The 20,001-nt window shown below is 66.1% G+C and carries 13 protein-coding genes; 2 read left to right on the forward strand and 11 right to left on the reverse strand.

Features of this window, described 5'->3' with window-relative positions; genetic code table 11:
• Nucleotides 1–435 precede the first annotated feature (435 nt).
• On the forward strand, nt 436–942 hold the full coding sequence (locus ASE31_RS26110; protein WP_057205289.1) for a hypothetical protein: 507 nt from the start codon (nt 436–438) through the stop codon (nt 940–942).
• A gap of 31 nt (nt 943–973) precedes the next feature.
• Here the strand turns inward: ASE31_RS26110 and ASE31_RS31275 are convergent, their stop codons facing one another.
• On the reverse strand, nt 974–1,660 hold the full coding sequence (locus ASE31_RS31275) for a hypothetical protein (RefSeq protein WP_157412669.1): 687 nt from the start codon (nt 1,658–1,660) through the stop codon (nt 974–976).
• 13 nt (nt 1,661–1,673) lie between these two features.
• A complete protein-coding gene (locus ASE31_RS26120; protein WP_057205295.1) occupies nt 1,674–2,636 on the reverse strand; it encodes a LysR substrate-binding domain-containing protein in 963 nt (320 codons plus the stop codon).
• Nucleotides 2,637–2,720: 84 nt separating this feature from the next.
• Here ASE31_RS26120 and ASE31_RS26125 point away from each other — a divergent pair, with 84 nt between their 5' ends.
• Nucleotides 2,721–3,014, forward strand: coding sequence for a DUF2917 domain-containing protein (locus ASE31_RS26125; RefSeq protein WP_057205298.1), 294 nt, complete (start codon nt 2,721–2,723; stop codon nt 3,012–3,014).
• Between the two features lie 3 nt (nt 3,015–3,017).
• Here the strand turns inward: ASE31_RS26125 and glgA are convergent, their stop codons facing one another.
• The 9 genes from glgA to ASE31_RS26170 form a co-directional block, all read right to left on the reverse strand.
• Entirely contained in the window at nt 3,018–4,520 is a 1,503-nt protein-coding gene (glgA, locus tag ASE31_RS26130) for a glycogen synthase GlgA (protein ID WP_057205301.1), read from the reverse strand.
• The gene (gene treY, locus ASE31_RS26135) at nt 4,517–9,496 is read right to left on the reverse strand and encodes a malto-oligosyltrehalose synthase (RefSeq protein WP_057205316.1); all 4,980 of its coding nucleotides are present in this window, start codon (nt 9,494–9,496) and stop codon (nt 4,517–4,519) included. The genes glgA and treY overlap by 4 nt, the downstream gene beginning before the upstream one ends.
• Nucleotides 9,493–11,301 carry a malto-oligosyltrehalose trehalohydrolase gene (gene treZ / locus ASE31_RS26140; protein ID WP_057205302.1) on the reverse strand — a complete coding sequence of 603 codons (1,809 nt, stop codon included), beginning with the start codon at nt 11,299–11,301 and terminating at the stop codon, nt 9,493–9,495. Before treZ ends, treY begins: the two co-directional genes overlap by 4 nt.
• Nucleotides 11,298–13,490, reverse strand: coding sequence for a glycogen debranching protein GlgX (gene glgX, locus ASE31_RS26145; protein ID WP_057205305.1), 2,193 nt, complete (start codon nt 13,488–13,490; stop codon nt 11,298–11,300). Before glgX ends, treZ begins: the two co-directional genes overlap by 4 nt.
• Nucleotides 13,487–14,791 carry a glucose-1-phosphate adenylyltransferase gene (gene glgC / locus ASE31_RS26150; protein ID WP_057205307.1) on the reverse strand — a complete coding sequence of 435 codons (1,305 nt, stop codon included), beginning with the start codon at nt 14,789–14,791 and terminating at the stop codon, nt 13,487–13,489. The genes glgX and glgC overlap by 4 nt, the downstream gene beginning before the upstream one ends.
• 21 nt (nt 14,792–14,812) lie before the next feature.
• Nucleotides 14,813–16,717 (reverse strand): 1,4-alpha-glucan branching protein GlgB, encoded by a 1,905-nt coding sequence (gene glgB / locus ASE31_RS26155; RefSeq protein WP_082604379.1) that lies wholly within the window; start codon nt 16,715–16,717, stop codon nt 14,813–14,815.
• A gap of 314 nt (nt 16,718–17,031) precedes the next feature.
• Entirely contained in the window at nt 17,032–17,283 is a 252-nt protein-coding gene (locus ASE31_RS26160) for a hypothetical protein (protein WP_235514773.1), read from the reverse strand.
• 256 nt (nt 17,284–17,539) lie between these two features.
• Nucleotides 17,540–18,580: an acyl-CoA dehydrogenase gene (locus ASE31_RS26165; RefSeq protein ID WP_235514774.1), complete on the reverse strand. Its 1,041-nt coding sequence runs from the start codon at nt 18,578–18,580 to the stop codon at nt 17,540–17,542.
• Nucleotides 18,581–18,891: 311 nt separating this feature from the next.
• A complete protein-coding gene (locus tag ASE31_RS26170) occupies nt 18,892–19,884 on the reverse strand; it encodes a tripartite tricarboxylate transporter substrate binding protein (RefSeq protein ID WP_057205313.1) in 993 nt (330 codons plus the stop codon).
• Nucleotides 19,885–20,001 lie beyond the last annotated feature (117 nt).

Below are 20,001 nucleotides of genomic sequence, written 5' to 3' on the forward strand. Positions count from 1 at the left end.
CCGCAGCACTCCACCCTTGTTCATTGAAATCCAGGGTGTTGCGCTTCGCTTTTGAATCCGCCCCGCCTCGCCATACCAAGAAGACTTGCCGCCATGAACTGCACCCTGTTACTGGCTGCGAGTGAATAGTTTCCCGCGTTCGCCGATTGTTCGCTGATTATCGGAATAATCTCGTAACGCGCTACCAAACGTATTTACGAAATACGGCGATCGCAGAGAGAAGATGGCCCGCCGCCCCGTGATTGTCCTACAGCCGTGAATGGACGCCAGGTTCACCATGGACTCATCGGTCACCCGCCGGTACGCTCATGGCCTATTTGGCCATCGCATCGTCCCAAAGCTCCAGGACCTTGCGAGTGCCAATGGATCCACAGGATCCAGGGTGAATGTTCTGGTACGCAGAATATCCGGAGCCCACTGGTGTGAGGTGCCTTTATGTCCCGTTCCAACCCCATCGTCCCCGCCCATATCGATACCTCGGTGCTCGGCGAAGAAGACCCCGGCGCATCGCTGGAGATATTCCGCCACGAATCGCTCAAGAACCGGGCCCGGAAGAACCAGCCCGCCCAGCCCGAAGCGAAAGCGCAAACGGGCCAGGAAGGCAAGCCCTACCTGACGATCAATTGCTCCAACAACGGCCGGTGTTTCACGATCCAGGTGCAGTGGCAGCCATCGCAGCAACGTGAATTCACCGATCTTCTGGGTTTGGTGATCGCCGAGCATGCAGTGATCTCGGACGTGGCCTGGACCCACCACATGCAGACGGGAGAGGACCCAGTACAGCTTGAAATGGGCGCCACTGCCGATGGAAGGGCTGCAGTGCAGGTCAAGACACTTGGTCTGCCAGGCGCGCCGCTACCCAAACGCAAGGTGCTGCACGAGCCCTTTGTAGCCGCCAACGATCACCTGCCCATGGCCTGCCATTCCAAAGCGGGGCGTTGATAGTCGGGGTTCGGTAAGACAAAGGCAGGCCTCACCGCGCCGCGGTTCCGGACGCCCACAGCGGTACTCCGCTTCCATCGTAGACCACCAGGTTGTTGTCATTTTGTACGGCCAGATGGGGCGTGCCGTACTGTCTCAGGTAGCTTTTGCTGTCGATTCCATAGGGAGGCAAGGAATCCCAGAACGTTCGGTCGCGCTTCTTCGCGTCAGCAGCCGAGTTCCACAGGGCATTTTCTACCATGTTATAAACCACGAGGTTGCCATCGCCCTGGAAAACCGCGCATCGGGTCTCCTGGCGGTAGGTGCCCGCATTCCAGAGAGCTACCTGCGCATCTCTTCTCACCCGCTTGTACAGCACCAGGTTGCCGTCGCTCTGGTGAACCAGATACACCGACTTGTCTGGCGAGTAATAGCGTTTGTTTTCTATCAGCCTGGTGTTGGCCGGAATGATGCCTGGGGTGGCCTGCGGCCCTTTGGCGGGACGAGGGCACACTGCCTTGGCATTGGCGTTGGCTGTACCCGCCAGAATGCACAAGGCCACAAGACACTGGCCGGGTAGTTTGAGCGAAAAAGCTTTCAGCATTGCGCGTCCTTTTTTCCACGCCTGAAAAGAAAGCGCCCAGGCTGCGCAGGGGCAATTTACTGGAAAAGGTGGGCGCGCACCCGTTTTGATTGGGAACATGCTTGCAGCATTGATTGAAACCGTGAAATCCAGCACAGGGTGCGGGCGGTCAGGCCAGCGTGGCGGGTTTCAGCGCCGCGTCGGCCTCGCTGCGCAGCCATCGCACGAAGTCCTGCGCATCGGGGTTGGCGCCGCCGCGAATACCCGACACCATGTAGTAGCCGCGCTGCGACGAGGCACAACTGCCGAACGGCGTCACCAGTCGGCCGCTTTCCACCAGCTCGGCCAACAGCGGCAGCCGGCCGATCACCACGCCTTGCCCCTGCATCGCCGCCGCCACCGCATCGGCGTACTGGGTGAAGCGCACGGTGTTTTTCATGCGCACTTCTGACACCCCCATCAGCCGCGCCCAGGGGTCCCATTCCACCGTGAGCGGCATGCCAGGGTGCTGGTCCACGGCGAGCAGGGTGTGGCGCACCAGGTCGGCGGGCTGCTGCAAGGGGTTGGCTGCGTTGGTGGCCAGGGCAGGAGAGCACATGGGGACCACCCATTCCTCAAACAAGGGAGTGCCCAGCCCATCCTCGGTCGGGCAAAAGCGCACCGCCAGGTCCAGCTGGCTGCGGTCCAGGTCCAAAAGCTCCAGGGTGGCGGAGATGCGCACGTCCACATCCGGGTGCTGCGCGGTAAAGCGCGCCAGCCGGGGGATGAGCCACAGCGATGCGAAGCCCGGGGTGCAGGTCATGGCCACCTGGCGCAGGGCCGGGACGGCACGCACCCGTGCGGTGGCGTCGCGCAGCCGCTCCAGCGCATCCACTGCCGCCCGGTGCATGACGGCCCCCGCCTCGGTGAGCACCAGGGACCGGTGCCGGCGCTCGAACAGGGCCACACCGAGCCAGGCTTCCATCTGCTGGATCTGGCGGCTGACCGCAGACTGGGTGAGGTAGAGCTCCTGCGCCGCTTGCGTAAAGCTCAGGTGCCGCGCCGAGGCCTCGAAGCTGCGCAGCAGGTCCAGCGGCGGCAGCTCTTCCCGACCGATGGCCGAGGAAGACGTTTTCACATTCTGGATTGGCATGCGAAGGATTCCAAATGACCGTTTGAGTACAGAGAGTCGTCTCACTATATTCATTCCATCAGCGAATGGATAGGAGCATTTACCATGATCATCGAACTTACCCACCGCGGCTTGCACCATGTGCCCGACGCCGCGGGCCAGAGCATGCATTGCCAGAGCGGCACGGTCTGGATCACCCTGGACCACGACACGCGCGACGTCGTGCTGGAGGCAGGAGAGAGTTTTTCCACCCCCGAGCACAAGAGGGCGCTGGTGTATGCCCTAGCACCAGCGCGCCTGCTCATCGAGCCGCCAGCGGGTGATAGACCCGCCGTGCGCCTCCTGCAGCGCCGTCCGGAGCCGTTCCAGCCAGCGTCACCCCTGGCGGCGGGCGCTTGAGGCTCAGCGCCGGCTGTCGATGCTCACCACGTTCTGCATCTGGGCGGCGGGTGGTGACACCGTCTGTCCAAGCAGTTGCGCATACAGCTGCACGTACTGCCGGGCCGCAGCTTCCCAGCCGAAGGGCTGGGACATTCCCCGGCGCTGCAGGCCGCGCCAGAGCGCGGGCTGCGCCCAGGCCTGCAGCACGCGGCCCAGTGCACGGTCGAATTCTGCCTGCGTGGGAGCGGCCATCATGAAGCCGGTCCCCTCGTCCAGGCCAGGGCCGGCATCGCTCACCGTATCGGCCAGGCCACCGGTGGCCGTGACGACTGGCGGCGTGCCATAGGCCTGGCTGTACATCTGGTTCAGGCCGCAAGGCTCGAAGCGCGAGGGCATGAGAAAGCAATCGGCACCGGCCTCGATCTGGTGCGCCAGCGCCTCGTCGAAGCCCAGCGTGGCGTGGACCTGCCCCGGATGCGCTTTGGCGAGCGCCCGCAGACCAGCCTCCAGCGGCTCCTCGCCTCGGCCCAGCACCACCAGTTGGGCCTCGCTCGCAAGCAGGGCAGGGGCCCCCGCCAGCACAAGGTCCACCCCCTTTTGGGAGGTGAGCCGCCCCACCAGGCCCAGCAGCGGACCTGGCGACTCGGCCAGGCCGCAGCGCTTGCGCAAGGCGGCTTTGTTCACCGCCTTGGCCTCCAGGTTTTTCACCCCGTAGTTGGCTGCGATCAACGGATCGATCTCCGGGTTCCATACCGTTATATCGATGCCGTTGAGCAGCCCATGCAGCCGGCCGGCCTGGGCGCGCAGCACACCGTCGAGCCCGAAGCCCAGGGCCGGTTTCTGTATTTCTCGCGCATAGGTCGGACTCACCGTGGCGATGGCGTCAGCGAACTGCAGGGCGGCCTTGAGCATGGACAACTGACCCCAGAACTCCACGCCCTCCATGCCCCGGTACATCGGTGCGATGTCCAGCACCTCGCAGGCATCCATGGGGAACACGCCCTGGAATGCCAGGTTGTGGATGGTGATCAGGCTTTGGGCCACGCCCTGCTGACCGGCGGCCCGCGCCTGGTGCAGGTACAAAGGGGCCAGCCCGCAGGGCCAGTCGTTGGCGTGAACGATGTCGGCGCGCCAGTCGCAGGGGCTGTGCTCCGTGCCGATCAATGCCGCAACGCGGCTGAGCAGGCCAAAGCGCAGGGCCTGCTCGTGCATGGGCGTGTGGGCCGGATCGCCGTACGGCGTGCCGGCACTCGCATACAGGGCCGGGCACGACAACAGCAAAAAGGGCATGCCGTCTGGCGACATCACCTGCAGCAGCTGCGCGGCCGGCCAGGGGCCGTAGGCAGGCACGGGCACGATGGCGTCGAGCGTGCCGTCGATGGCCATGCCGCCATACGCGGGCATGAGGATGACCACCTCGTGCCCCAGCGCCTTGAGGGCACGGGGCAGGGCGGCACTGACATCACCGAGCCCACCGGTCTTGACCAGCGGGGCGCATTCGGGCGTGGCGAACAGGATCTTCATAAAGGGGTATCTTGCGCCACCAGAATGGCAAAGGGCAGGCGGGCGCTGGAAGGGCCGACATCGCCCAGCACATCGTTCAGGGAATGCTCTGCTGCATTGGCCAGCGTGTTGCCGGTCATCCAGTCGCGCCAGCGGCCTGGGCGCGCCAGGGCCGGGTGGGCCGAGGCCAGGGCCACACGGGTGTCACCCCATCCGTTCTTGCCAAGGCCCAGCAGCAGGCGGGCGCAGACCACCACCACGGCCTGGTCCCCGCCAATGCGGGCAAAGGCCAGTGCGTGGGCCTGAGACGCGCCCTCCACGGCCAGCGGCAGGTACAGTGAATCGCGGAACAGCGCAGGCATCTCCCGGCGCAGTTGCAGCAGGCGCCAGGTGACCAGTTGCTTGGCGCCGGGGGGCATGGCAGGGCCGTCGCCCAACAGCGCATGCCAGTCGGCAGGGCTCGGAAATTGTGCATTGCCCTGGTACAGCGCGCGCAGCGGCTGCAGCGAAGCGGCCAGCTCCGCCAGGTCAACGGGGCGGCGGTTGTCCGGGTCCACCAGCGAGAAGTTCCAGACCTCGCAGCCTTGGTAGATGTCCGGCACGCCCGGCGCCGTGAGCTTGAGCGCCAGCTGGCCCAGGCTGTTGCGAAAGCCATGGGGGGCGATGCGTTGCACGAAGTCCTCGAGCACGGCGACGAAACGTTCCGTGGACAGGGCCTTTTCGATGTAATCGCGCACGGCCGCCTCGTAGGCCTCGTTGGGGAACAGCCAGTTGCTCATGAGTTTGGCCTCGCGCATGGCCTTTTCCTTGTAGCGCTGGATGCGCTGCACCAGCTCCTGGCGCTCATGGGCGTCCGTGGCGCGGGCTGGCCAGATGCCCACCATGGCCTGGTACAAGCCCCACAGGTCGTGGGGCAGCGGCGATGCCTGCCCGTCGATTTCGACCTCGAAGCGCTGGCCGACCGCCTGCAGCGCCTGCACCGTGTCCTGCCAGGCATCAGGCATTTCAGACAGCACATTGAGCCGTGCGCGCACGTCTTCCGAACGCTTGCTGTCGTGCGTGGAGGTGGCCAGCAGTTCGTGCGGCAGATGCCGCGAGCGCTGCAGGTTGCCCTGGTGGAAAGCCGCCACCGAGACGCCAAAGCGCCGCGGCTCCGCCCCCACGTCGTTGAGCGAGACCAGCCGCACATAGCGGTAGAACAGCGTGTCCTCGACCGACTTGGCCATCACGGGTGCCGTGAACTGCTGCCATCGGCGGGTGAAGCGCGCGCGCAGAGTGGGCTCGGCCCCGGGCTCGCCCTGCAGCACTGCCTGCAGATAGGCCAACACGCCGCCTTCGGCAGACCCCAGGCGCCGGCGCGCGGCGCTGATGGCCCAGGCGATGTGCTGCCGGTCTGCCTCGCTGGGCGGCGCGCCGCCGGGTACCACGTAGGTGCGGTACACGGGGAACTGGGCTGCCACCTCCACCAGGGCCACGCGCAACTGGTTGCGCGTGAAGTCGCACACCGCGCGATCGGCCCGCGTGATCTTGCTCAGCGTGGCCACTAGCCAGGCCATGTCGCTGAACAGCGCCGTCTCGATGATCAGGCGCTTGCACTCGTAGGTGGCTTCCTCGAAGGGCTGCATGTCTCCGGTGAATTCGCCATAGACGGCGTCGAAGCGCTCCTGCGCGTCGGCTGCAATGAACAGGCCGTTGACCAGGGTGCTGAAGCGGTAGCCGGTGCCGCCATGCACCAGCCAGTCGGCAGGCAGCGGTTCGTGGTCGGCCATGATCTTCTCGACCACCAGGTACAGCGCCTGCTGCGGCTGCCCTCGGGCCTGGCGCTGCGCGGCGTGGCGCTGCTGCAGCCGCTCGAAGTACCGGGCCGGGTCGGCCAGGCCGTCCGGGTGGTCGATGCGCAGGCCCGTGACCTTGCCCTCGGCCAGCCAGCGCAGGGGCAGGGCGTGCACGGCCTCGAAGACCTCGGGCTCTTCCATGCGGATGGCGGCCAGGGCGTTGATGTCGAAGAAGCGCCGGTAGTTGATGTCGTCGCCCGCCACGCGCCAGTCGGCCAGCCGGTAGGCCTGGGCCTGAAGCACCGCGTCGAGCAGGTCGAAGCTCGCGGCATCTCCCCTTTGCCCGTTGGCCCGAACAATGCAGGCCTGCACCCAGTCCGATACCCAGTGGTAGGCCTGTGCCATCTCTGCCAGCCGGCGCTGGTACAGGGGAGCATCGCGCAGACGCGCCGCGCGCTGCTGCGGATCGTCGCTGCCCTGGGGCGGCACCTGGCCCAGCGCATCCACGAGCGAGGCCATTTCGGCCAGTTCCCCAGCCGGTGCGGCCGCCGGCATGGACACGGCCGTCAGCACGAGGGCGTAGCTGCGTGGATCGAGCGGAAACGCATGGTCCCAGTAGCCCACCTGCAAGCGGCCCTGAGCGGCATCGAAGCGCAGCTGCAGCTCGCCTGCCTCCAGCAGCTTGCCGTAGTGGTCGCCCAGCACCGGCAGCAGCACGCGCCGGCCGGTCTGGGGGTTGGCCGGCTGCCACTCGATGTCGAAGGTGGCCGCGTGCGGCGAGGCTTCACCATGCTCCAGCATGTCCTGCCACCAGCGGTTGGCCGGGTCCTCCACGCCCATGTGGTTGGGCACGATGTCCAGCACGTGGCCCATGTCGCGTTCGGCCAGCGCCTCGCACATCGCGGCATGCTCGGCCTCGGTGCCGATCTCGGGGTTGAGCACCGTCGGGTCCACCACGTCGTAGCCATGCATGCTGCCGGCGGCGGCCTTGAGGTAGGGGGACGTGTACAGGTGGCTCACGCCCAGCGCATGCAGGTAGGGCACGACCGCAGTGGCCTGCGCGAAGGTGAACCCGCGGTTGAGCTGCATCCGGTAGGTGGCGCCGGGCACGTCCGCCGATACCAGCGGTGGCAGTTCAGCGGCAGGTTCGACCAGCGCAGCGCGGCGGGCATTGCCCACGGCCTGGCTGATGGCTTCGAAATACGGATCGCCGCTCAACTGCTCCAGCGGCAACGGCATGCGGTGGCGCCAGTTGGGGTAGCGGTCTTCGGTGGTGCCCGGTACGTTGAGCTGTTCGCGCTGGCCGGTCAGGTCCTCGAGCTGCACGCCCAGCAGCTGGCATGGCGTGCGCGCCAGGAAGGCATGCACGGCAGCGGCCAGTGCGGGTGTCATCTCGGGGGTGGATTGGGCGTCGAGCGTGGTGCCCTGTGGCAGCAGTTGCTGGGCGTCGAGGGCGGCCAGCAGGTGGGTGCGGTCCTGGGCGCGCGCCAGTTGGGCGCGCACCTGAGCATCGCTGTCCCCAAGCCAGCCCAGCGAGTGCTGGATGGCGATGTCGTCCCCACCCCAGAAGCCCTTGAGCGTGGGCAGGTCGTGCGTGCTGACCACGGCCAGCGCCTGTGGCTGCCAGTCGGCCGGCGGGCGAAAGGCGCCGTCTTCCAGGCGTTCGAAGATCAGCGGGCGATACGACAGCAGCGCATGCTCGGCCATGGCCTCGCGCATGCGCGGCGCCACATTGCCTAGATCTTCCCCGATCACCATGCACTGGTGGCGGTGGCTCTCGATGGCCATCACCGCAACCAGCGCCTCCAGCGGGTAGCGCACATAGGTGCCGCCCTCGGGGCTGTTCCAGTACAGCCGCATGAGCGCCATGGCATGGTCCATGCGCAGCGCGCAGGCGTGGCGCATCACGCTGGCCAGCAGTTGCCGAAACGGCAGGAAGCGCGCATCGCTGAGTGCCACGGGATTGACGGGAGGCAGGCCCCAATCCTGGCCCTGAGTGCTGAGGGGGTCGGGCGGGGCGCCCACGTTCATGCCCCGGGCATAGAGGCCGGGGGACATCCAGGTTTCGGAGCCGCCGTCACTGGCGCCCACGGCCAGGTCGCAGTACAGGCCCAGCGGCATGCACGCGCGCGCCTGCTCGAACGCCTGGCCCAGCTGGACGTAGGCCAGCCACTGCAGCCAGTACCTATACGCCACCGCATCGGCATGTTCGCGTGCGAAGACCAGTGCCGCAGCGCCTTGCGGGTCTTGCAGATCCTGCGGCCAGGCGGGCCAGCCCCAGACCTGCGGATCCCGCGCACCCAGGTTCAGCTGGATGGCCTCGTAGCGCGCATGCAGGCCCAGTGTCGCCTGGTGCTGCGCCATGAATGCATCAAACTCCTGGCCTCTTGCTGTGGCGGCCTCCCAGTGGGTTGAGCGAAACTCCTGCCACAGCAAGGCCAGAACGGGTTCCTTCAGCGCCGCCACCTCGGCGTAGCGCACGGTCGGGCTGGCACGCACCTCGCGCAAGCGCTGCTGAAAGCCGCTGTCCGCTAAAAGGGCCTGGGCTTCGGTGCTGCAGGCAAATTCGGGCACAGCCGCCACGTCGATATGCAGCACATTCAGCGCCAGTCGGCTGCTGGGGCTGTAGGGGCTGGCCTGCTCGGGGTGTTCCGTGCGCAAGGCATGCAGCGGGCTCACGCCGACGAACGCGGCACCCCGCGAAGCCGCCAGCCGGACCAGGGTGGCCAGGTCGGTGAAGTCGCCGATGCCCCAGTTGCGCTCCGAACGCAGCGCGTACATCTGTGCGGTGATGCCCCACCAGCGCTCGCCAGACTGCAGGCCCTCGGGGAGCCAGCAGCGCCGGGGCGCCACGATGAGCAGCCTCTCGGCACCGGGCGAGTGCAGGAGGTAGTACCCAGAGCCCAGCGTAGCAGGCAGTTCTGCGACGCTGCCGGTCCCCTCCAGCAGTGCTGCCGCGCCGGGTTCTTCGGTTAGCAGTTGCCATGGGCCATCCGCGTCCAGCGGCACCTGCGCGGCATGGCCCTGTTCCACCACGATGGGTTGCGGCGCATTGCCATCGGCATGCGCGCCCATGGCGGCCAGGGCCCTGGCCAGGACTTCGGGGCTCACGGTCAGGGTTTCGCCCCAGAAGCTTGCGTATTCGGTAGCGATGCCGGCGCGCTCGGCGCGCTGGTGCAGGTCTGAACCGAGCGCATCATGAACAGCTGGCTCCTGGCTCATGCCAAACCTTCGGTGCAGGTCCACCGGGCCGACCATGGGGCCCACAGCCGCTCGTCACCTGTCCAGTGGTGGCTGAATACCTCAACGGCAGCGATGTCCGCCGCAGTTGCGGACGGTGTGGCGTCCACCGTGTCTGGTCCCAGGTTCATTTCCATCCTCAGTATTGCTCCGTCCTGGTAGTGCCAGGCCACGCGCAGGCCGCTCTCTCCCACGAACTCCGCCGTGTGGCCCACTGCGCACAGTTGCTGCGCACGGGGCTGCAACCAGGTGCGCCGCGCCTCCAATGATCGCTGCACCAAGGCCCGGCGAGTCTGCCCGATTGACGTGTCCGATTCGTCCCATTGCAGTCGGCTGGCCTGAAGAGTGGCCACGTCGCAAGGGTCGGGCAGCACGGCATCGCTGGTCAACGCGTGGCCGAACTCGCGCGCGCGCCCTTCGCGCACCGCGTCGCGCAGGCCACCGTCCCAGTTGGCAAAGTACCGGAACGGCGTGGACGCTGAAAATTCATCGCCCATGAACACCATGGGTGTGGCCGGGGTGAGCAAGGCCAGCAGCAGCGCCAGTTCTGCCCCCTCGGCAGGCGCCAGTTGCCCCAACCGCTCGCCGAAGGCGCGGTTGCCGATCTGGTCGTGGTTGCCGACGAAGTTGACCATACACGTCAGCGGCACCGGATCGCCGCCGGCCACGTTGGCCGCCTCGGGAAAGGCGAAGCCATGGGTCAACACCCGCGCCAGCAAGGCCAGCGGGTGGCGCGCAAACTTGGCATAGTAGCCCTGGGATTCTTCCGTTAGAGCCACATGCACTGCATGGTGAAAATCGTCGTTCCACTGGGCATCGTACAGGCCGGGCTCGGGCGAGGAGGACAGCCGGGCGGGCTGGTTTTTCTCGTTTTCCAGCACCAGGTGCACCAAGCGCCCGCTGGCCGTGGCCAGCTCGCGCACGCGTGCGCTCAACTCCTGCAGGATGTCGGGACGGCTGTCGTCGGCGATGGCGTGCACCGCGTCCAGGCGCAGGCCGTCCATGCCGAACTCATCGATCCAGTACAGCGCGTTGTGCACGAAGAAATCGCGCACCACGGCGCTGCCCTCCTGGTCGAAATTGATGGCCGCACCCCAGGGACTGGCATGGCTGCTCGAAAAGAACTGGGGCGCGTACGCATGCAGGTAGTTGCCGTCAGGCCCGAAGTGGTTATAGACCACGTCGAGGAAGACGCATATTCCCAGCGCATGCGCCTCGTCGACCAGGCGCTTGAGGTCTTGCGGGCTGCCATAGGCCGCATGCGGCGCGAAAGGCAGCACGCCGTCATAGCCCCAGCCCCATTGCCCGCCAAAGCCGGCCAGCGGCATCAGTTCGAGCGCCGTGAAACCCAGGGCCGCCAGCTCCGGCAGCTTGCGGATGGCGCCTTCATAAGTACCCAGCGGGCTGAAGCTGCCCACATGCAGCTCGTAGAAGACCAGTTCGTTCCAGGGTCGGCCGGCCCAGTCCGTCTTCCATTCATGGCTGGCGGGATCGGTGACGACACTGGGCTCGTGCGGCCCCCAGGGATTGCTGCGCGAGGCCGGGTCGGGCACGGTGAGCTTGCCGTCGATGAGCCAGCGGTACGGGGTGCCCGCACCGGCGTCGGCGGCATTAGCCTGCCACCAGCCACCGTCGGCCCGGGTGGCGGGGAGGGTTCGGGCCGCCGCCTTCGGCGTCGGGCGGTACCACAATGCTGCTTCCTGAGCCGCAGGCGCCCAGAGCGAGAACCGGGCACCGCCACCGGCCAGCAGCCGGGCGCCGAAGGGCATGGTGTGCGTGCGCCTCATGCGGTGGCAGGGGGGCTGGGTGCGAAAGGTGCCGTCAGTATCGCCATCGAACGTGCCAGCAGGGTGTGCTGCCCGCCGGCTGCCACGGTGGGTGCGCCGGCTTCCTCGCCCACGGCTACCACGCGGGCATCGCGGGTGTCCATGCGCAGCGTCCAGCTGCGGCTGGAGCCCTCAGCGGGCAGGGTGAAGACGGCATCGGCATCGCTGGCGTTGAACAGCAGCATCACCGACAGCTCCTCCTCGGCCACGCTTTCCATGACCGCACCCACGCAGCGCACTGCGGGGTCATCCCATTCCTCCGCGGTCATGTCCATTCCCCACACGCTGTGCCACCTCACGGTGACTAGCTGCGGCAGGCCCGCCTCGTCCACGGGCCAGGTGTGGGGCCGGACCACGGGCAGCGCCCGGCGCAAGGCCGCCAGCGCCTGGGTGAAGGACTGCAGTTCGCCGTGCCGGCCCGCGCGTTCCCAGTCGTACCACGACAGGGCACTGTCCTGACAGTAGCCATTGTTGTTGCCCTGCTGGGTGCGCCCCAGCTCGTCGCCACCCAGCAGCAGCGGCGTGCCGTGCGACATGAACAGGGTGGCCAGGAAGTTGCGCACCTGCCGCTCGCGCAGCGCGAGCACGTCGGCATCGTCGGTATCCCCTTCGGCCCCGCAGTTCCAGCTGCGGTTGTGCGATTCTCCGTCCTGGCCGCCTTCGCCGTTGGCATCGTTGTGCTTTTCGTTGTAGCTCACGAGGTCGGCCAGGGTGAAGCCGTCGTGCACGGTGACCATGTTCACGCTGGCCGTGGGCCGGCGCCGCCGGGGCTGGTACATGTCGGCCGAGCCGCACAGGCAGGCCGCAAACGCCGGCAGGCTGCCGTCCGCGTTGATCCAGTAATCACGCACGGCATCGCGGTAGCGGCCGTTCCACTCCATCCAGCCAACGGGAAAGCCGCCCAGCTGGTAGCCATAGGGCCCCAGGTCCCAGGGCTCGGCGATGAGCTTGGTGCGCGAGAGCACCGGGTCCTGCGCCATCGCTGCGAAGAACGGCGCGCGCAAGGTGTAGGCACCTGCGGCATCGCGCCCCAAGGCCGAAGCCAGGTCGAAGCGAAAGCCATCCACATGCATCTCCTGCACCCAATAGCGCAGGCTGTCCATCACCAGTTGCAGGGCGGGCGGGCTGCTGCTGTCCACCGTGTTGCCGGTGCCGGTGTAGTCCATGCACATGCGCCGGTCTTCGGTCAGGCGGTAATAGGCGGCGTGGTCTATGCCCTTGAGGCTGAGCGTGGGCCCCAGGTGGTTGCCTTCGCCGGTGTGGTTGTAGACCACGTCGAGGATCACCTCCAGGCCTGCCGCGTGCAGTGCCTTGACCATGGCCTTGAATTCATCGACCCCGCCGTCGGCGCCCGCGCGCGCCGCGTAGCGCGGCTCGGGTGCGAAGAAAGCCACCGTGTTGTAGCCCCAGTAGTTGGCCAGTTGCATCTCCACCAGCCGGTGGTCGTCGATGAAGGCCTGCACCGGCAGCAATTCGATGCTGGTCACGCCCAGCTGCTTGAAATGTGCGATGGCAGCCGGCGATGCCAGGCCCGCGTAGGTTCCCCGCAGGTTCTCCGGCACGCCCGGGTGGGTCTGCGTGAAACCCTTGGCGTGGACCTCGTAGAACACCGTGTCGCGCGCCGGCACCCGGGGCGGCCGGTCGTCGCCCCAGTCGAAGCGCGAGCGCACGACGCGGGATTTGGGTGCCGTGCGGCCATTGTCCCGCTTGCTGGGCACCAGGTCTTCATCGGGCTGAGCGAGTTCGTAGCCGAACTGGTCCGCCGCGCCGCGCACGGGCCTGTCCAGCGCCTTGGAGAACGGGTCCATCAGCAGCTTGGCGCTGTTGCAACGCTGTCCGGCCTCGGGTTCATAGGGGCCATGCACGCGCAGGCCGTACTTCTGGCCTGCCTTGACGCCCGCCACATGGCCATGCCACACGTCGTCGGTCAGGCAGGGCAGGGCGATGCGCTCCATCTCCCGGTCGTTTTCGGAAAACAGGCAGATCTCCACGCGGGTCGCCACAGAGGAATAGACGGCGAAGTTGACGCCCAGCCGGTCCACGGTCGCCCCCAGGGGCCAGGGTCGGCCGGGGCCGACTTGCCTCACAGGGCGCACCCGCTTGAAGTGGTTCGTGGGAAGGGGGCCTGCGGCATGCACTTCGGGCTTCATGCAGCGGCTCTGAAGTCGTTGCCCAGGGCGGCTGGCACGGGTTGGCGCACCCGGTCCACCTTGAGCGTATTGCTCACGAACGCAGTGCGCGTTGGAAAGAACTGCCGCGGCACGACCACGATGCCGCTTTCCGTGACGTGGAACCGGCGGCGATCCTCCGCTTCGTCGAAGCCGATCCGCTCGCCTGGGGGGATATCGTTGTCCTGGTCGATGATGGCGCGGCGCACGTGGGCACCTTGGCCGATACGCGAGCGTTCCATGACGATGCAGTGCTCCAGCGTCGCATCGCGTTCCACCAGCACCGAGCGGCGCAGCATGGCATGGTTGAGCGTTGCGCCATCGACGATGCTGCCCGAACCCACCACCGAGCGGTGTATCACGCCGTTCTCGATCTGGGCCGACTCGGCCTGGTCGGGGCTGGCGTAGATTGGCCACTCGCGGTTGGTCATGCGAAAGCGCGGTGTGGCGCCCAGAGTATCGAAATGCGCATCGAAATACGCATCGATGGTGCCCACGTCGCGCCAATACGCATGCTCTTCATAAGACGCGGTACCGGGGATCTCATTGGCGGTGAAGTCATAGGCCATCAGCCGATGAGATTGCAGCATGGTGGGCAGGATATCGCGGCCGAAGTCGCTGTGGCCTGTGGCGTGCGCCTTCTTCAGAGCGTCGAGCAGAACATCGGCATCGAAAAGGTAGTTGCCCATGGATGCCAGCGCATGCGTGCTGCTGCCGGGCATGGGGCGAGTGTTCTTGGGCTTTTCCACGAAGTTGGCAATGCGATGGTTGGCGTCGATCTCCACGATGCCGAACTGGTTGCATTGCGACAGGGGCACCGGCAGTGTTGCTACGCTCACATGGGCTTTGCTGTCTCGGTGGAAGTCCACCATCTGGCGCACGTCCATGCGGTAGATGTGGTCAGCACCAAAGACCGCCACGATGTCGGGTTGAAAGGATTCGATCAGGTGGATGTTCTGGTACACCGAATCGGCCGTGCCCTGGAACCACTCGGGGCCGTTGCGCATCTGCGGCGGCACCACCGTCACGAAGTGCTGGGGGATGAAGCGCGTCATGGTCCAGGAGCTGCGGATGTGCTCGATCAGGGACTGCGACTTGTACTGCACCAGCAGGTAGATCGAATAGATCTCCGAGTTGACCAAATTGGACAGCACGAAGTCCACGATGCGGTGCTTGCCATTGAAGGGCACTGCAGGTTTGCAGCGCTCGTCCGTCAGGGGGTGCAGGCGGGAGCCTTCGCCCCCTGCCATCACGATCGCCAACACATTTCGGGTACGCGACATAGCATCAGCTCCAGTGAAGAATCAAGCCCTTGTGGGGCGGTTGGAAAGAAGAACGGTCGAAAGAGGGGGCACGGTCAGGTGCACGTGGGCCGGTTGGCCTTCGAGCGGCGTGGGCGTTGCATCCACTCCGCCAAAGTTGCCCATGCCGCTGCCGCCGTACGCTTCGGCATCGCTGTTGAGCAACTCATGCCAGTGCCCGGCCACCGGCACGCCAACCCGCAGTGCGGCGACAGGCTGCGGCGTCAGGTTGTGCACGGCCAGTACGATGTCGTCGCCAGCGCGGCGGATGAAGGCCAGCACGGTGGTCTGGTGCGGTGCCATGGGCGCCCAGGCAAAGCCTTCGGCATCGAAATCGTGCGCGTGCAAGGCAGGGCGCTCGCGGTAGGTGCGGTTGAGGTCGGCCACCCAGCGCGCCATGCCGCTGTGGCGGGCCTCGGCCCACAGGTGCCAGTCCAGCGTGCGCTCGTGGTGCCATTCGTCGATCTGGCCGAACTCACCGCCCATGAAGAGCAGCTTCTTGCCCGGGTGCGACCACATCATTCCGTAGAGCGTGCGCAGGCCGGCAAAGCGCTGCCACTGGTCGCCCGGCTGGCGAGACAGCAGACTGCGCTTGCCATACACCACTTCATCGTGGGAGAGCGCCAGCACAAAGTTCTCGTCGAAGGTATAGACCATGGAGAAGCGGATATCGCCCTCGTGCCAGTGCCGGTGCGCGTGGTCACGCTGCATGTAGCGAAGCGTGTCGTTCATCCAGCCCATGTTCCACTTCATGCCGAAGCCCAGGCCGTTGGTATCGACGGGGCGCGACACCCCGGCCCAGGCAGTGGACTCCTCGGCGATCACGTGCACGTCGGGGAACTCGGCGTAGACGGCGCAGTTCAGGTCCTGCAGAAAGCGCACGGCTTCCCAGTTCTGGTGCCCGCCATCGGCGTTGGGCACCCATTCGCCGGGCTTGCGCGAAAAATCCAGGTAGAGCATGGATGACACCGCATCCACGCGGATGCCATCGAAGTGGTACTTGCCCAGCCAGAACAAGGCGTTGCTGATGAGGAAGTCGCGCACCTCATAGCGGCCGTAGTTGAAGATCAGGCTGTTCCACTCGGGGTGAAAGCCCTTGCGCAGGTCTTCATGCTCATACAGCGCCGTGCCGTCGAAGCGGGCGAGGCCATGCGCATCCGATGGAAAGTGCGACACCACCCAGTCCAGCAACACGCCGATGCCGTGCTGGTGCAGGGTGTCCACCAGCACCATCAGGTCCTGCGGATCGCCATAGCGCGCCGTGGGTGCGAAGTAGCCAGTGGCCTGGTAGCCCCACGATCCATAGAAAGGATGTTCTGTAATGGGCATCAGCTCCACGTGCGTGAAGCCCAGGGCGTTGCAATGGGCTGCCAGGCGCTGCGCGATATCTCGGTAGTTCAGAAAACGCCCGTCTTCCTGGCGCTGCCAGGAGCCCAGGTGCACCTCGTAGATGGACATCGGCGCGCCCAGCGCCTGCCGCTCGCCGCGTGCGGCCATCCAGGCGCGGTCGTTCCATTCGTAGTCGAGGTTCCAGATCTGGGAGGCTGTGCCGGGAGGGTGCTCCTGCCGGGTGGCATAGGGATCGGCCTTTTCTGCCCACTGGCGATGCGAATCCTGGATGCGGTACTTGTACAGATCGCCATGGCCGGCGCCATCCACGCGCGTGCTCCAGCGGCCCGAGCCGTCCTGTGCGCGCTGCATGGCCAGGGGCGCCCAGTTGCTGAAACTACCGATGACTTCGACCTGGCGGGCATTGGGCGCCCATACCGTGAAGGTGGTGGCTGTGGAATCCACATGGGCGCCCAGCACTTCATAGTGATGAAAGTGGGACGACGCCGCAGCCGAAGTGGCTGCGAAGGGAGTCGATTGCGCTGCGTCGTTCATGATGGAGGGGTTGTTGACCTCCATGTTCTGCTGCACTGCAATATGCGACCGCAAGACCGGTGCGCATGCGCTGGTAGGTATTTACCTACACGGTGTTCGTGCAGAGGCGTTGCAAAAGGCGAGAGCCCTGATTTGCCGTAAAGGTGCGCATGGAAGGAAGTGGCTCAGGTAGCGATGCCCGTCTTTTGGGGCATAGCGTTCACCTTCATGCGTCTACGCAGCCGATGTCGGGGACAGAAGCCTCTACAAGCGCCAATGGCACCGGCACACACGAAGTTCACTGCGAGCCAAGTCGCAGCTGAATGGGAGCCGTACCTATGTTTCCCGGGAAATTCGCCTCAGGACAACGCCGCCCAGGCGGACGACACCTCGGGGCTTCGCTGTCGGATGACCTGTTTGGCGACTTCGGCGAGCAGCGAGGCCCTGCCCAGACCGGTGATGGCGACCACGCGGGCCGGGCTGCCGCGCTCCTGTGTGAACTGCACTTCCACCATGCCGGCCGCTTCCAGCACCCGAAGCTTGTCCACGCCTGCCTCGTCGTCCACGTCGAACGGAAGCATCTCGACAGCGATCACTTTCAGGTACTCCATCGGCATAGAACCCCCGCATGGTTGGAGACAGAGCATTCTGAACCGCAGGAAACGGGAGTCGGGCAACCATTCGCAACAGCCCTGGAGCGGGAGGGGTTTCGGTGCAGCGCAGCACAAAAAGGAAAGCCCGCGCTGAGCGGGCTTTCCGCTTGCAGTGATGCAAGTGGGGGGATGTCGACTGCGGTATCGACAAGCCAATGGTAAGCGGGAGCAGGGCCTCTGGATGTAGGACGGCACCGCAAAGGGCGTGCGCGGATCAGAGGGCCCAGGCTGGTGGCTTTTCCTGTGCGAGCAGCGCTGCGGCCAGGGCGGTATCGTCGCGATCACCCTGACTCTGGCGCATGAACGCTGGCAGGGCTGCCGCCATGCGCGCAAAAAACGGGTTCCGGCTGAAGGCCGTGCCCTCCAGGGCACGCCCCGTTTCCTCCAGGACCCGCAAGGCGCCGTTCCCTACGGCCTGCCGGGTGCGCAAGGCCAGGGTCATCGCCGCATCGCCGGGGTGGGCGTCGATCCAGGACGCGCTGTCACGCAATACGGCCGCGGTACTGTTGACGACCACATCCACCCTGCCCAATGCTGCAGCGCGCGTGGTATGCAGGGGATGGGTGGATGGGCATTGCTGCACCGCTGCATACAGCACCTGGGCCACCGCGCGAATGCCACCGTGCCAGCACGCAGCGATCCCGGCGCCTGCATGCCAGTAGCCGCAGCGCCGCATGAAATCGCCTGGGGACCCGAGCATGATCGCAGGTGTGTTGTGGAAGGTCACATCCGCACTGCCGGTGTCCGCCATGCCCACGGCGTGCCAGTCATTGGTCTGGATGGTGACGCTGGGATCATCGAGCTCTACCGCCATGAGTTGCGGTTGCTGCCCGGGAAGCCATGCCGTAAGCAGCGCATGGCTGGCACCGAGGGCGCCAGCACACGAGGCCTTGGAGCCCGACAGCACGATGCCTGAAGCGCCCCGGTCAATGGCTTCGAGCCGCCGCCCTGGCGACTCGGCCGCCCACATGGCCCAAACCTCGCCGCGCGATCGTGGCTGACCGCCCAATTCACGCAGGATGGCCAGGGCATCAGTATGGCTTTCGTACAGCCTGGCCAGCGACAGGTCGTGGCCGGCCACCAGGCTCAGCGCCTGCCAGCGCTCCAGCGTGCGGCCAGTGCCGGGCTGGGGCAGGTCGGCCAATCCGTTGTCCACCAGGTGCCGAAGCTGCCGGATGACCGGGGCAGAACCCATCGACGCCAGCGCACCAGGCAGGGCCTGCGCTGTGCTGAAAAGGTTTTGCGAATCGGTCATCATGGCGGCACCTCTTGGCCAAAGGGGGGCCTGGCTGCGGGCAAGCGCAGTGGCAGGGATGACTGATCGTACGGATCGACCGGTTGCAGCCTTGTAGGAGGATGCAGATGCGGCGCATAGGTGCCGGGAGCAATCGTTATGTGGCTGAATCAGAGGCTGGGAATTTTTTGACCGTGACCGAGGGGCGCGTCAAAACGCCTCGGATCTAGGCGCAAAGCACAGCCATAGCTCGGGCTATGGCGAGGATTTGTAACGACGAGCCGGGGTGTTTTGGCGTGCAAGGCGGGCATGGGCGAAAGATTCTCAGCCTCTCAGTCGACCACCACGCCGGCATCGCGGATGACCTTGGCCCACTTCGTGGTCTCGCTGGCAATGAAGGCATCGCACTCCTGCGGGGTGGAGCCCTCGGCAAACGTACCCATGCTCTGCTCCAGGCGGCGCGACACCTCCGCGCTGCGGATGATGCGCGCGACCTCGGTGGACATGCGCTGCACGATCTCGCGCGGCACACCGGCCGGCGCCAGCATGGCGGCCCAGGTGCTGCCGACGATGCCGGGATAGCCTTGCTCGGCAAAGGTCGGCACGTCCGGCAGCGCGGGCACGCGCTTGTCGCTGGCCACGCCGATCAGGCGGATCTTGCCGGCCTTGGCGGGCTGGATCAGGTTGGGCGGTGGGTCCAGGAACAAGGGGATCTGCCCACCCATGAGGTCAGCCAGCGCGGGGGACGCCCCCTTGTACGGCACATGCACCATGTCGACCTTGGTGACCAGGCGCATGAGTTCGGAGGTCAGGTGCGCGGCCGAACCGGCGCCCGACGAGGCGTAGCTCAGCTTGCCAGGGTTGGCGCGCCCATAGGCCACGAGCTCTGCCGTGGTCTTGTACGGGGCATTCGTGGCGACGGCGGCCACCAGCGGCGAAATCCCCATCAGGGACACACCCACCAGGTCTTTCTTCGGGTCGTAGGGCAGCTTGGGGTACAGCGTGGTGTTGGCCGCATAGGCGGCGATCACCACGGCAAAGGTATGGCCGTCCGGTGCGGCCTTGGCGACGGCATCCACGCCGATGATGCTGTTGGCGCCCGGCTTGTTGTCGATCACGACTGGTTGCCCTAGCGCCTGCTGCAGCCCGACCTGCAGCAGGCGCGCCATCTGGTCGGTGAAACCGCCCGCGGTGTAGGGCACGACGATGCGTATCGGCTTGCTGGGCCACGCTGTGTTGGCCCAGGCGGGTGCTGCAGCGGCGGCGATGCCCGCCGTGGCGGTTGCCAGCAGACGGCGGCGGTTGAGGGGCTTGTTGTTGTGCATGCTTGTCTCCTGAAATGGTGAAATGTCGTTTCCGGTTGCGCTTTACAGCGCCTTGACCAGCTCCGGCACAGCGGTAAACAGATCCGCCTCCAACCCATAGTCCGCCACGCTGAAGAT

Source organism: Acidovorax sp. Root217 (assembly GCF_001428645.1).
In the GTDB taxonomy this organism is placed as follows: Bacteria; Pseudomonadota; Gammaproteobacteria; order Burkholderiales; family Burkholderiaceae_C; genus Acidovorax.